Annotated in this window: 15 protein-coding genes; 7 read left to right on the forward strand and 8 right to left on the reverse strand. The window is 60.8% G+C overall.

Annotation, left to right across the window (positions count from 1 at the left end; genetic code table 11):
* The first annotated feature begins 63 nt into the window (after positions 1 to 63).
* The gene (locus NBG89_RS03535; protein WP_431321743.1) at positions 64 to 990 is read left to right on the forward strand and encodes a bestrophin family protein; all 927 of its coding nucleotides are present in this window, start codon (positions 64 to 66) and stop codon (positions 988 to 990) included.
* A 30-nt stretch (positions 991 to 1,020) separates the two neighbouring features.
* Here NBG89_RS03535 and gstA read toward each other — a convergent pair whose 3' ends face one another.
* Positions 1,021 to 1,704, reverse strand: a complete 684-nt coding sequence (gene gstA, locus NBG89_RS03540) for a glutathione transferase GstA (protein ID WP_431321744.1) — start codon at positions 1,702 to 1,704, stop codon at positions 1,021 to 1,023.
* 116 nt (positions 1,705 to 1,820) lie between these two features.
* On the opposite strand from gstA, the gene NBG89_RS03545 reads away from it, so the two are divergent.
* Positions 1,821 to 2,432: a TetR/AcrR family transcriptional regulator gene (locus tag NBG89_RS03545; RefSeq protein WP_431321745.1), complete on the forward strand. Its 612-nt coding sequence runs from the start codon at positions 1,821 to 1,823 to the stop codon at positions 2,430 to 2,432.
* Here the strand turns inward: NBG89_RS03545 and NBG89_RS03550 are convergent.
* From NBG89_RS03550 to NBG89_RS03560, 3 genes are all read right to left on the reverse strand, one after another.
* Positions 2,413 to 3,654 carry a multidrug efflux MFS transporter gene (locus NBG89_RS03550; RefSeq protein ID WP_431321746.1) on the reverse strand — a complete coding sequence of 414 codons (1,242 nt, stop codon included), beginning with the start codon at positions 3,652 to 3,654 and terminating at the stop codon, positions 2,413 to 2,415. The genes NBG89_RS03545 and NBG89_RS03550 overlap by 20 nt on opposite strands.
* On the reverse strand, positions 3,651 to 4,325 hold the full coding sequence (locus NBG89_RS03555) for a YbhB/YbcL family Raf kinase inhibitor-like protein (RefSeq protein ID WP_431321747.1): 675 nt from the start codon (positions 4,323 to 4,325) through the stop codon (positions 3,651 to 3,653). The genes NBG89_RS03550 and NBG89_RS03555 overlap by 4 nt, the downstream gene beginning before the upstream one ends.
* An 88-nt stretch (positions 4,326 to 4,413) precedes the next feature.
* A complete protein-coding gene (locus NBG89_RS03560) occupies positions 4,414 to 5,253 on the reverse strand; it encodes a helix-turn-helix domain-containing protein (RefSeq protein WP_431321748.1) in 840 nt (279 codons plus the stop codon).
* A 136-nt stretch (positions 5,254 to 5,389) separates the two neighbouring features.
* Between NBG89_RS03560 and NBG89_RS03565 the strand changes: the two genes are divergently transcribed.
* From NBG89_RS03565 to NBG89_RS03580, 4 genes are all read left to right on the forward strand, one after another.
* The gene (locus tag NBG89_RS03565; protein WP_431321749.1) at positions 5,390 to 5,734 is read left to right on the forward strand and encodes a nuclear transport factor 2 family protein; all 345 of its coding nucleotides are present in this window, start codon (positions 5,390 to 5,392) and stop codon (positions 5,732 to 5,734) included.
* 193 nt (positions 5,735 to 5,927) lie between these two features.
* Positions 5,928 to 6,350: a hypothetical protein gene (locus tag NBG89_RS03570; protein ID WP_431321750.1), complete on the forward strand. Its 423-nt coding sequence runs from the start codon at positions 5,928 to 5,930 to the stop codon at positions 6,348 to 6,350.
* A gap of 13 nt (positions 6,351 to 6,363) precedes the next feature.
* Positions 6,364 to 6,936, forward strand: coding sequence for an OmpA family protein (locus tag NBG89_RS03575; RefSeq protein WP_431322769.1), 573 nt, complete (start codon positions 6,364 to 6,366; stop codon positions 6,934 to 6,936).
* A 35-nt stretch (positions 6,937 to 6,971) separates the two neighbouring features.
* Complete coding sequence (locus NBG89_RS03580; protein ID WP_431321751.1) at positions 6,972 to 7,118, forward strand: hypothetical protein; 147 nt, start codon at positions 6,972 to 6,974, stop codon at positions 7,116 to 7,118.
* Positions 7,119 to 7,246: 128 nt separating this feature from the next.
* Here NBG89_RS03580 and NBG89_RS03585 read toward each other — a convergent pair whose 3' ends face one another.
* The gene (locus NBG89_RS03585; RefSeq protein ID WP_431321752.1) at positions 7,247 to 9,028 is read right to left on the reverse strand and encodes a hypothetical protein; all 1,782 of its coding nucleotides are present in this window, start codon (positions 9,026 to 9,028) and stop codon (positions 7,247 to 7,249) included.
* Between the two features lie 353 nt (positions 9,029 to 9,381).
* Between NBG89_RS03585 and NBG89_RS03590 the strand changes: the two genes are divergently transcribed.
* Positions 9,382 to 9,612: a hypothetical protein gene (locus NBG89_RS03590; RefSeq protein ID WP_431321753.1), complete on the forward strand. Its 231-nt coding sequence runs from the start codon at positions 9,382 to 9,384 to the stop codon at positions 9,610 to 9,612.
* A 115-nt stretch (positions 9,613 to 9,727) separates the two neighbouring features.
* Here NBG89_RS03590 and NBG89_RS03595 read toward each other — a convergent pair whose 3' ends face one another.
* From NBG89_RS03595 to NBG89_RS03605, 3 genes are all read right to left on the reverse strand, one after another.
* Positions 9,728 to 10,171, reverse strand: a complete 444-nt coding sequence (locus NBG89_RS03595; RefSeq protein WP_431321754.1) for an SRPBCC family protein — start codon at positions 10,169 to 10,171, stop codon at positions 9,728 to 9,730.
* A 307-nt stretch (positions 10,172 to 10,478) separates the two neighbouring features.
* On the reverse strand, positions 10,479 to 11,279 hold the full coding sequence (locus NBG89_RS03600) for an ATP-dependent Clp protease proteolytic subunit (RefSeq protein WP_431321755.1): 801 nt from the start codon (positions 11,277 to 11,279) through the stop codon (positions 10,479 to 10,481).
* Positions 11,276 to 12,577, reverse strand: coding sequence for a hypothetical protein (locus NBG89_RS03605; protein ID WP_431321756.1), 1,302 nt, complete (start codon positions 12,575 to 12,577; stop codon positions 11,276 to 11,278). Before NBG89_RS03605 ends, NBG89_RS03600 begins: the two co-directional genes overlap by 4 nt.
* Positions 12,578 to 12,684: the final 107 nt, after the last annotated feature.

The following is a 12,684-nucleotide window of genomic DNA, read 5'->3' on the forward strand; positions in this document are numbered from 1 at the left end:
ATTCGGTCGGCTGTAGGGAGGAGGCCGAGATCCCGTCATTCGAACGACCGAGAAGCCTGCGTCATGATCGTGCGCCCCCGCCCCCGCCTGCTTCAACTCTTCTTCATTCTTCGTGGCTCGATCATCAAGCAGGTCTTCCCGCAGATTCTGCTGACCGGTTTCATCTCCTCGCTCGTGGTCCTTGTCCACAATGTCTGGCCCGGGATCCTGCCAGTCTTCAACGGCGCTCCCTTCGCACTGCTCGGTATCGCAATCTCCATCTTTCTCGGCTTCCGTAACAACGCCTGCTATGACCGCTGGTGGGAGGCGCGCAAGCAGTGGGGGCAATTGATCTTCTCCGCGCGCCACTTCTCTCGGCAGACACTGATCCTCGAAGCGGGGCAGGGCGAGGCCGGCACCGAAGCACGCAAACGCCTGGTCACACTCGTCATCGCCTTCATTCAGTCGCTGGTGCCGCATCTGCGCGCCGGCAGCGGCCGCGAAAAGGTCGAGCGCCTGCTGCTGCCCGAACTGAAGGCGCGCTATCACGCGAGCCGCACGCCGCCTGAGGCGATTTCGCTGGAAATCTCGCGGGAGCTTGCCGATCTACGCGCCAAAGGCATGCTGTCAGACATCTCCTATCAGATACTGGATAAGACGCTCGGTGAGCTGACGCTGGCGCAGGCCTCCTGCGAGCGCATCCGCTGGACGCCGGTTCCGTTCGGCTACACGCTGCTGCTGCACCGCACGGCGCATCTCTTCTGCCTGCTGTTGCCGTTCGGCTTCGACGATGTTCTCGGCTGGTTTATGCCGTTTGCCACGGCGCTGGTCGCCTACACCTTCTTTGGCCTCGATGCGCTGGGCGACGAGCTGGAGGCCCCCTTCGGCATCCAGCCGAACGCACTGCCGATTGGCGCTCTTGCCGACATGATCGAGATCAATCTGCGGGAAGCGCTGGGAGAGACGGATCTGCCGCCTCTCCCAGTGCCGGTGGATTACCTGCTAATGTAGGCGCCTCCGGCGCCCATGCGCGGACATAAGTCAGGGGTGGATAGGCGTGCCGGTCCGGTTGGCTGCGGCAAGGTAGACCTCCGGGGCGAAAAAGACGCCGTCCTGTTCGAAGGCCAGCAGTTGCTCGGCCTGTAGCGTCTCTTTCACCCTTGGCCGCTCGGCAACCCGCTTCATGAAAGCGGAAAGCGTCGGCCATTGTCTGAGGTCGATAGCGATCCATGGCGACCAGTTCAGGCAGACGAAGAGATAGGCATCGGCCACGGTGAAATTTTCGCCGGTCAGGTAAGGCCCTTTCATACGGCTGTTCAACCATTCCAACCGTTTGAGGAGCAGGGCGTGGATCTGGTCATGGGCGCCGGCATAGGCTGCATCGAAAAACATGACCATCGGTTTGTGCAGCTCCGAGGCGATGAAGTTCAGGTAGGATTGCACCTGACTGCGCTCGAAGGTACCGGCTGCCGGCAGCATCGATGTTCCCTCGGCCACGCTATCGGCAAGGAACTGGGCGATAACCGGCCCCTCTGTCAACACCTTGCCGTCGTCGAGTATCAGGGCCGGCACATAGCCGTTGCCGTTGATGGAAAGATAGTCGCTACCATTCTCCGCTCGGTGGGTAGCAGGATCGACTTCGATCAGTTCCACATCGATCCCGAGTTCACGGCAAACGATATGCGGCGAAAGCGAACAGGCGGCAGCACGCATGTAAAGTTTCATTGGATTTCCTCCTTCGCAGACCGGCATTGGCGTGCCGGTATCAATTCATTAGACATTTGTACTGTTTCGCATAAAAATATGTTCGTCAAGAATTTAATGCGAAACGGTACAAAAATATGAAGGATGAGAAAAAGCGCGGCCGCCCGCGCGGGTTCGATGCGAACGCCGCGATCGGCAAGGCGCGTGAGGTTTTCTGGGATCGGGGATTTTCCGCGGCATCGCTGGACAATCTGAGCGCCGCCACGAGCCTCAATCGGCCGAGCCTCTACAATGCCTTCGGCGACAAGGAGGATCTCTATCTGGACGCGCTGGAGGGCTACCGGGCCGACAGCATTGTTGCGCTCGAGGACGCACTGGATCAGTCCTTGCCGGTCCGCGAGAATCTGGCGCGGATGTATGATCGCGCCCTTGCGACCTACCTTCACGGCGATACGGCAGCGCGTGGCTGCCTGTTGATCAGCACTGCGACCGTCGAAGCCGTCCGGCACGAGCGGGTGCGCGAGGTGTTGGGCCGCAGCCTTGCCGATTTCGACCGCGCAATAGAAGATCGGCTCGCCCTCGCTATCGAACGCGGAGAGCTGCCGGAGAAGACCGATCCGAAGGCATTGGCGCGGTTGGCCTCGACGATCATGCACTCACTGGCGGTCCGGGCGCGAGCCGGGGAAACCCGTGAGGCGCTGGAAGCGCTGGCGCGCTCCGGCGTCGATCTTATCTGCGGCGCGCCGTGACGGCGGCGCGCGGTCGCACGAGCCAGGCATAGGCGGAACCGGCAATCAAAAGCACGCAGGTCCCGAGAAAGACGGCCCGCATGCCGATATGGCCGCCGACGAAGCCGCCGAGCACGGGGCCGGCGACCTGGCCGACATATTGCGAGGAGACAGACAGGCCAAGGATGCTGCCCGCCGCGCTGTCCGGTACGCTATGCCGGATGACCGCCGAGATGCAGGGTAGCAGCCCGCCGAGCGCTATCCCCATCAGGAAGCGCAGGATGATCAGCTGCCAGGAGCTGGTCACGAATGCCTGCGGGATCAGGAGCAGGCCGGCAATGGCAAGTGCGCCGGCGATCACGGGCCAGTGGCCGATCCGGTCGGCAAGCTTGCCGAGGCGCGAGGCCGACAGGATACTGCCGAGCGCGGCCGCCGACATGACGATGCCCGATATCATCGTCACCCTGCGAGGATCTTCCGCCAGTTGCGCGACGTAGACGGTAATGATCGGCTCGATTGACATGTTGGCGAGCATCAGCAGCAGGCCGGTTGCGAGCATCGCGATGACGGGTGCCTTGTCAGGGATCGAGGCCCAGCCGCCGCTCGCCTTCGCGGCCCGCCTGCGGGCAGGGGACTTCTCTTCCTTGATCAGGAAGGTGGTTGCGAGGAACGCCAGGAAGATCATCCCGCCGGCGGCAAGGAACGTGTTGCGGATGCCGATCAACGGTGGCAGCGCGCCGCCGATCAGCGGACCGACGAGGTTGCCCGCCATGATGCCGGAGGAGAGGACACCAAGCGCCCAGGCCGAACGGTCCTTCGGCGTCTGCGTCGCGACCAATACCATCGAGCCGGACGAATAGCCGCCGGCAAGGCCGACGAACAGGCGCAGCGCCACCAGCTGCCAGACGTTGTCGGCCATGCCCATCAGCGAGATCGCAACGGTCATGCCCGCGCTGGCGCGCACCAGCATCAGCTTGCGTCCATAGATATCGCCGAGCCGGCCCCAGAGCGGCGCCACGAAGGCGGCGGCCAGGAAGGTCGCCCCATAGGCGATGCCCGACCACTGCACGATCGCCGGGTGGTCGCTGACGCCAAGCTCCTCGACATAGAGCGGCAGGAAGGGCAGCAGCAGCGTCATCGCGACGATCGTCGTGAAGGAGCCGAGCAGCGAAATGACCAGATTGCGCCTCCAGTAGATCGAGCCGCTATCGATGACGGCGGCCTCCCATTTGGTATCGGTCATTTCGTGGCCTTTGCATTGATCGTATAGGTCAGTTCAGCCGCGCCGGAGGCGAGGACATGTCCCTTTGCAGCGGCAAGAAAATCGGCGCGGGTGAAGGCGTCGGGAAGCATGAGCCGGTCGGTATCGAGCGCATAGACCGTTATCCGGTAGCGGTGAATGCGCAGGTCATTCCAGGGCGGGCATGCGCCCATATAGCCCCCGTATGGGCCGTCCTTCAAGAAGGCCGCAAAGCCGTTCTTGCCGCGGCGGCCATGTCCGGTCATCTCCAGCGGCAATCCGCCCTGCGGCAGGCCATCGCCGTCAGCTCCTTCCGCCAGTTGGGTGACCGTGGCTGGAATGTCCGCGAGAATCCAGTGAGTGAATTCCATGCGGGGCGCATCGCTGGCGATCACCGTTCCGTCCTTGTTCAACAGCGAGAGGTCCTGCGGCACATCGGGGTCCGTCATCGCGAGCGCATACGAGCGCGTACCCTCCGGACCCTTCGACCACGAGAGCGCCGGGCTCTTGTTGCCTCCGGCTGCGGCCTTGCCGCCCGCGGCGACGCAGGAGGCGTTGTTCTCGGGCAAGGTGCCGCCTTGTCCGCTGTTCTCGAAAACGACCTTGATATCCGCCGCCAGAAGTGGCGAAGCGGCAAAAGCGAGAATGATGGCTGTGCGGGCGATCGTGAGCATGAGCGTCTCCTTGTTTCGGTGCAGGAGGACTAGCAATTGTGTCAACCGATCTGGCGCACTGAAACGCTCAAAAACCAGATGGAAACGCTCAAATGGCGGCGGGTGGGTTGCCCTTCGGCTCGGCGCGCATCCGCTCGGCAAGGCGTCGCGGCGATCGGTAGCCCGCCGCAAGCGCGGCATCGCGAAGCGAAAGACCATCCTGCGACAGCCAAGTGGAAGCGAGGTCGACACGCACCTCTGTCAGCAGGGCGCGCAGCGACGTGGATTCGCCAGCGAGATGTCGCCGCAACGTTGCGTTGCTGGTGCCGAGCGCAGCGGCAATCTGATCTGCGGTCCAGGGTTTGTTCGGCTGCCAGCGGATCAAGGCGCGCACCGCATCACTGAGCGTTTTCGTGTCCTCGGGCAGAGCGCCGCGCATGCCGAGAACCATCAGCACTTCCATCAAGCGGTGCTCGATCAGCGCTGCCGGCAGATAGGCAGCCACAATGCCTTCGCCGGCGTGGTGGATCGCAGCCGCCAGCACCGGATCAAGGGCGACGTGGAGCCGTGCGCTGGCTCGCTGCGGCGGAAGCGAGCGCCTTGCCCGGTTGACCAGTTCGTCCTGGAAGTCGATGAAGATGGCGCGATAGACGCCGCTCTTTGGATCGGGATCGTTGACGACGTCGCCGCGCCAGCCTGCGGGCAACACCAGCACCGTGCCCGCGGCAAATTGCATCTGCCGGCCCATGGTGACCAGTTCCTTCGACCCCTCTACGATCACCACAATCGAGGTGCGCGGGAAAGCGCAGCCGGCAATCCGTTCGCGCTCGCGGGTCACGAAGGAAAACAGAGCCGACGCGCGTGCGCCTCCCGCCGGCAGAGCCGACGGCCGATTGTCCTTGGCGGCGAGCTTGCTCAGCCGTTGCAATATGGTTTGCGCTTCCGACATGGGGATGGCCTGGGACTGTAATTACGCGATCTTGGCCCATTGCCACCGGATTTCCAAGCCGAAGTTGCGCAAAACAGCTCGCCTGTTATAAGCTGATTGCAAATTGCAATCGGAATGAACAAGAAGGACCGGTGCAATGGCCAATGCTGACGGACGACGCGAACGGATCGTTCGCAACCTCTATGAAGCCTACATTGACGGACGCAAGGATGATGCGGGCGCGATGCTCTCGGAGGATTTCCGCTTCTCCAGCCCGCGCGACGATCACATCGATCGCATCGAGTATTTCAACCGCTGCTGGCCCGAACCGCCGCCGTTTCGCGCCATGGAGATCGAGTATCTCGAGATCGTCAATGACGAGGCCGTCGTTCGGTACAGGGCTGAAAAACATGACGGCGGAGCGTTCCGCAACATGGAAGTCCTGCGCTTCATGGGCGATCGGATCACCTCGGTAGACGTCTATTTCGGTCGCAACGTTTAGAGCGCGTCTCCCGAACGTGGTGATCCGCATTCACTACCCGATTGATGGCTGACAGGCACCCGCACAAGAAAGCGGCGCGATAAAAACCGTCCGAGTATCGGGGGTGTGTTTTACCGTAATATACGTGCCCAAACGCGACGCATCATGCAAGCTTCACTTGTTCGATCTCACCCCGAGACTGAAAGAGGGCGATATGCTGAAGCGCAATTTGCTGGTAGCGGCTGTTCTGGTCGCTTCCCTTGTTCATACTGGAGCGGTTAGTGCCCAGACCTTAAGTTACGCAGACGCGGTGACGAAGCTCGCCGATGACTGTGGGGCCGATATCCAAAAGCTTTGCAAAGGTCTCAACCTCGGAGGCGGACGTATTGCCGACTGCCTGCAGCAGAACGCCGCCAAGGTTTCGCCCACCTGCAAGAGTTCGTTGTCCGCCGTCTTCCAGTCAATCGGGCAGCGCGAACACGCTCAAGCATCTTACGAGCAGGTCTGCCAGAGGGACATGTCAAAGAGCTGCTCGGGCATCAAGGGCGACGGCTTCGTTCTCGCCTGCCTCGTCAAGAAGGAGAAACGAGTCAGCGAGGAATGCAATCAGGTGATCACCGACGCGGGATGGAGATAAGCCGATGACAAGAATGCTTTCAAAAACCGTAGTTGCGCTGGCTGCCGGTATTCTCTTCCCTAGCTTGGCGTTCGCTCAGGAAGTATCGCAAGAGCGGATCGTCAAAGGATTGGGGAAGCTGACTGCGGCCGCGCCCGCAATCGACGTGGAAATCTTGCGGCAGGAAGCAATCAGCGGCGGAGACAAGCCAATGTCGGCGCTGCCGAACTGGAAGCGCATCGCAAAGCTTCCGCAGATGGTGTTGGAGATCAACTTCGAGAACGACTCCGTCGCCATCCAGCCGAAGTCCTATCGGACGCTCGGGCTGCTCGCCGACGCCCTTCATCATCCGAACTTGTGGGACTACAAGTTCCTGGTCATCGGGCATTCCAGCGCCACGGGCGACGAAAAGCATAATCTGGAATTGAGTGAGCAGCGTGCCGCGGCGATCAAGGAAGCGCTTTCGACGACATTCGCCGTCGACCCGCAGCGTCTTTACGCAGTCGGCGTCGGCGAACATCTGCCGATCGAAGGAACCGATGCCAATGCCTCGAACAACCGCCGTGTCCAGCTTATAAACCTCGGAGTATTCACGAAGAAGTCCTGACGGCGGAACGTACTGTCCAGGGAGGTGGTTTCGCAATGCGTAACGCTTCAACCAAGGAAATCGTGGCGAAGAACAGGTGGTGGGAACTCCTGCGCGGCTCGGCGGTTGTGGCGTTGGTCGATATAGCCATCGCGCAGGGTGTTCTGTCGCTGTTGATACATTTGGGATGGTGGCCATACTGACGGCCCTGTGCACGGAGTTTCGCCCAAAGTCGTGATAGGCTGCGCCAGGTTTCGAGCCTAACCTACACTTGCCTGATTGGTGGCAGTGCCTTGGCCGCAGCCCAGCTGCGGCCCTTTTTCTTGCTGCGTCAGTTAACGGCCTGCTCGTCCTCGACGATCATCCCGCCAGAGCGCAATCCCGCGAAGAACCGCTCCTGGTCCTTGGGGCTCGCCAAACGCTTGACGACCTCTTGCCGGACATTCGGGATCAAGGCTGGGCTGTTGGTATTCAGCCAATCAAGTTGCTCCTTGGCCTGCTCGTGCTTCCCCAATGCTCCGAGAATGGACAGCAAGACGAGCCTGTGCATCGGATTGTAGTTGAGGTCCGACATACGCGACCAGAGTTCGGCTGCCTGAGCATCGCCTCTCATAAAGGCACAGAGCGCCATCCCGACCTCGTAGTAACCTCCTGGCCCGGCATTTTTTCTGACCGCCGTTGATATCAGTTCGCAGCCTGTGTCCCATTTTCCCGACATGGAGAGACGCAGGCCGTATTCGCCAGCGACCTCGGTGTCGTTCGGATTGATAGCATAGGCTGCCTCACCGGCTCTCAAGGCTCCGGCAATATCATTGCCGAAAAAGTTGGCAAGCATCAGCGCTTGAAGGGCACGAGCGTTCTGTGGGTCGAGCTGCACCGCTCGTTCGGCCAGGTCTTTTGCGGTCTTGAGCGTCGCCGGCGTCGGCTTGGTATTGAGTTGGAAAGGAAACCGGAATTCATCGAGAAGAGTGAGCGAAAGAAGGGCAGCAAGGGAGGAATCGGTGTCTTTCTTCTCGATTGCCTGCTGCAGGCAGGTCTTCGCAACATCGTGTGCCAGCCGGGTCATCTCGTTTCGGTAGCTGTAGTACGAAAGGGTGCAGGAATATGTGTCCCAACTTCCGGCGACGTTGGCGGCGTCCGTCTGGAAAATGACACCGAAAGGGCGGGCGACAGCGGTCGCAATGTCATCGGCAAGAGCTGCTTCTGTTTCAAGGACGCTCTGTGCGCGCAAATCAGCGTCATAGTTGTTCGCCCAAATCACCGCTCCATCCGCCCGCCGGACCAAGCGCGCGGAAGATCGAAGCTTTTCGCCTTCCAGCCGGACACTCCCCTGGAGCGAATACAATGGCTCGTTTTGAATGTCCCCGGCTTGACGGGCTTGATCGTCGGTGAGGACGACAATGTCCTTGAAGGGGACGAGCTTGTCGATAATCTCATCGGTGATGCCCTGGGAGACACTCGATGCAAGCGGCCCACCCGAGACTGTATCGAAACTTTCCACGACGAGTGTGAGGCGATTCTCCGCACTCGCCAATGTCTCTTTCTGTTCCGGCGCCTTCATCCCTTGAAGCATTCCCACCATCGCGGCGAGGAGGGCAATCGCCGTGCCTCCCGCAGCGAGCCAATGCCGACGCTTCATCAAGGGCGGCTTCATTCGACCGGGAGGAGCATCGATCTGCGCCGAACCCACCTCGGCATGTTCCGAAACGCTCGACACCTCGTCCGCGACACCCGCGGGGCTGGTCTCCGAGTTCCGCCGAAATACCGGCACATACCCGCCCTTCGGGATCGTGATAATGACCGGATCATCAGCCCCGGCCACCAGATAGTACCGCTCAAGCTCTCTTCGCAACCGCCCGGCTTCGATCCTGACACATGGATCATTCTGGGCATCGAAATTCGCGTCTCGTCCGAATACCGTTTGGGCGATAGTGAAAGCCTTCAGGTAATCACGCCGCCCTTCGAGAGTCTCTTCGACAACGAACTGCAGAAACTGGCGTGCCCGCGCGGGCAACCGGAACTCCTGGCTCCGCAGAATACGCGTAAGTTGTTCCTGCACTTCATCCGGCGCCAGTTCGACCAGGCCGATTTTGTCCGTCTCTGCACTGCTCATCGGAACACCACGATTCTGATTAAGTAGAATTTACAACGGGATAATCAAACGATAGAGGCTCAAAAACATAGCGGCAAGCATATTTATCAATGCACCCTGAAATGGACTTCCGTCGGTCGAGAGGACGATGGAGGCGCCGAAACGCGGACGAAAGTACGCAGCGGTAAAATCGGCGTAAACTTGAACCTCGGCCGAAGGCCGGCGCTACCCGAAACTACCGTAATATACTCCTTTGGAGCAGGCGGTCCTGTCATAATTCTCGGCATGTGTTGAGGAGGGAGCGCTCGATGGGGCGCGATCGCATCGAGAGAGACGGGAGCCAAGAAGCAACGCAGCGTGGACGAGCCAGGCTGATGCTGAAGCTTCCCGCTGTTCGCAAGCAGCTTCAACATTTGGAGGAAGGGTCTCCGCTCGACGGAATTCTCGAAGCTTACGATGCGGCATGCTCAGCGCTGGAGAGGTTTCGCCAGAACCTCGATGGCGGCGACCCTCTGATCGCGGAGTATGAGACGGTCTGCGTGGAGATCGAGATCGATGTCCTGGGCGAGCTGTCAGGTCCTTCGGTCGCTCCGCCCCGGAGCTAACGAGGAGTTCGGCAAGCGCGTCGGCGCAGGCCGATGCCACCTCGTCAGACGGGCTTTGACTTTGCTCTCATGAACGATCGAGCAGCCGTTCTCTAAACGGCGCAGGTTCTGAGATCTATTCGTTGATTTCCGGCTCGACGAGCCTTGCCAGATTACGGAGCGATTCCTGCCAACCGAGATAGCAGGCCTCTGGGGGGATCTCGTCCGGGACGCCCGCCTGGACGACATCGAGTTCGGTTCCGACCGAGACTTTTTTCAATGTCACGGTGACCTCCATTTCGCCAGGCAGGTTGGGGTTGTCGAACTTGTCCGTGTAACGAAGCTTCTCGCCTGGCACCAATTCGAGATAGCTGCCGCCGAAGGAATGGCTTCCGCCGGTCGTGAAATTCCGGAAGGACATCTTGTGTGTTCCGCCGACCGTTGGCTCCAAATGATGCACCGTACAGACAAACCCATTCGGGGGAAGCCATTTGGCCAGCGCATCCGCCTCTACGAATGCTCGATAGACTTTCTCGGGACTGGCCGCCAGGACGCGGTGAAGACGTATCGTGTTCGGCATGATGATCCTCCTTTGGACAGAACACTTGAGAGTGCCCCTAGGACGAACCAGTTTTTGTCAATCCGACAATGCGATTGAAATATCCGGTCTCGGCCCATGTCGGTCATTCTGCCGTTTCCAGTTGGAGCGGGCAATGCATCCCTGATCCTTGCCGGAGCCGGACCAATAGAACAGCCCGCCAGATGGCTCGGCCATGACGCGTTAGACATGGGCGTACCACTCGCACCCATGCCATGAATTGACTTGCTTCGAAGAAAAGGGAGAGCAACAGCAAGCACCATCAATGGAAGATCCGCTTAAGGATCGCCTATTTTGCCTTCTTGACCGCCGCAACGACCGGCGCAACGAGTGCGAATTCCTTCAGTTCATCGGGCGAGAGATAGTAGAGCCTGTCGGGTGGCGTCTCCATGGCGTGGATCCAGAGCCCGGGCTTGATTCCCATTTCGTCGAGGTGGCGGGTCACATCGGCGGTGGTGCGTTGGGCTTCCGACATGGCAAGTTCAGGCGAAAGCCTCTCACCGGTGCCGTTGAAAACCTGATGCACGCCGATAACGGCATCCTTGTCCGCTGTGCGCACGACACCGCCGGCCATGATGATCGGACAGGAGGAAACGCAAAGGGCGCCGCTGGCAACGGTGGTTGCAATCTTGCGTTCGCGGATAACCGTGGAGATGGCGAGCGCATCGCCAATCGATCCGCCCGGCGAGTCGAGCGAGACTGTTTTAACGTACTCGCCACGGGCTTTGATTTCGGCATCAAAGCGTGCGGCCGCGCCCGGTTCGATCGTGCCTTGCGCAAGGAGCACACCGCCTGCCTGCAGTTCGAAGCGGATCGGCTTTCTCAGAACCTTGGGGTCTGCGATGATCTCGGCAGGTGCGTTTTGGGGCTTGCCCAGCGTGAGAGCCGGCGGAAGCATCGGCATGGCGTCCGGCATCATCGGATCGAAGGCTGGAATGTCGGAACTGGCGGCGCCGATTTCATGCCAATCGATGATCACGAAGATTGCAGCCAACGTCAGCAGAGCATGGAAGACATGCCGCATCAGCGTGCCGTCATCGGCAGAGAGCACGTAGTCCTTCAGCTTCTGCCCCGCTGTTTCCAGTCTCATGCCGGCGGTCCCTTGCGCGGTCCCTTGCCGGAAAGATCGAAGCTCGCAATGTTCGATTGCTCCGTCGCTTCGCTCCGCTCTGCGGCATCCATGGCAGCTTCGATGTCGACGCCGTGCCGCCGGACTTCACGCTGCACCTCCAGCGCCTGCAGGAGCTCGGCTGCAGTGATCCGTTCGGCGAAGGGCAGGCGTTGTTCCTGCCGACGCAGCGTCGAATGGACGATCGCCAGCATGAAGATCAGTACCGCGGGCAGGATATCGATCGAGATGGCGCCGGCCCAGCTGGGAATGAAATCACCGGCGTAGCGCAACACGGCTTCGGCCGAAGACAGCGGCACGAAACGCCGCTCGGCCACCGGCTCGCGCTCGAGAATCTGGTCGGCTGCCTGTGACAACACCTTGGACTGCGCCGCGACGGAGGATCGGATCGTCTCCATGACCTGATCCTGCCGGTTGACAAGATCTGCCTCGCGTCCGTCCGCGACCGGCGCGATGAAGCCGAGCGACAGGTCTTCCGCGGCGCGTTTGACCGATGGCGCAATCGAGGTCTGTTCCAGCGAGGTGATGACGCCGGAAAGCCCGACGACTTCGGCGGCGAACTGGTCGGCGCGCGGGTTGATCGCGCCTGGCGCGGAAACCAGCGTCCGCATCGTCTCGAGGTGCTTTCGGCCCTCGTCGAAGAGGGTCGTCACGCGCTCGCGCGAGGCGTTGATGCCGTTTTCCAGCTCGGTCAGTTGCGAGGCCATCTGCGACAGAAGCTGGACGACGCTGCCCGCTCCGGTTGTTCCGGTCAGCGCGCCGGTCTCGCGCTCCTGGTCGGCAAGCCGCTGGAACCGCTCCTGTGTGCGCTGGATGTCGGGAAGCAGGCTCTGCGCGGCGAGCGCGTTCTGATGCGCCTGGTCGAGATCGGCGGTGTAGCCTTCCAGTGTTTCTGCCAGATGCTGTTCGAGCGCCGCCGAGCCGGCCAGGGCGGCCGCGTTCAGCCAGCTCGACATGGCGATGATCATCGCGCAACCGAGCGCCATGACGCCGAGCATGGCGGCCCGGCCGCCTGTACCGGTTACATGCGGATAGAAGCGAGCCATATAGGTCCAGAAGGCGTAGATCGCCACCGAAACGGCACTGGAATAGATGAGTGCTGCGAAGAACACGGCGGTCGCCGACCCGTCGAGGATGCTACGCACGCCGAGATAGGTGTAAACGCCGGAGGCAAGCGCCAGGACCGCGAACGCGAAACGGGTCATGGTCTCTACGGATTCGATGCCATCCTGCAAGCGATGCGATATGCTGAGCGCCATCGTCCCCTCCGGCCCAATGCATGCCCTCCGAAAGCGCGCAGTCGTTTCAAGGCCATGCCGTGCATAACAACAAAGACCTAAGGCAGATCGCGTAAGTCTTTGTTCAC

It is taken from the genome of Rhizobium sp. YTU87027 (assembly GCF_050644135.1).
Taxonomy (GTDB): Bacteria; Pseudomonadota; Alphaproteobacteria; order Rhizobiales; family Rhizobiaceae; genus Rhizobium.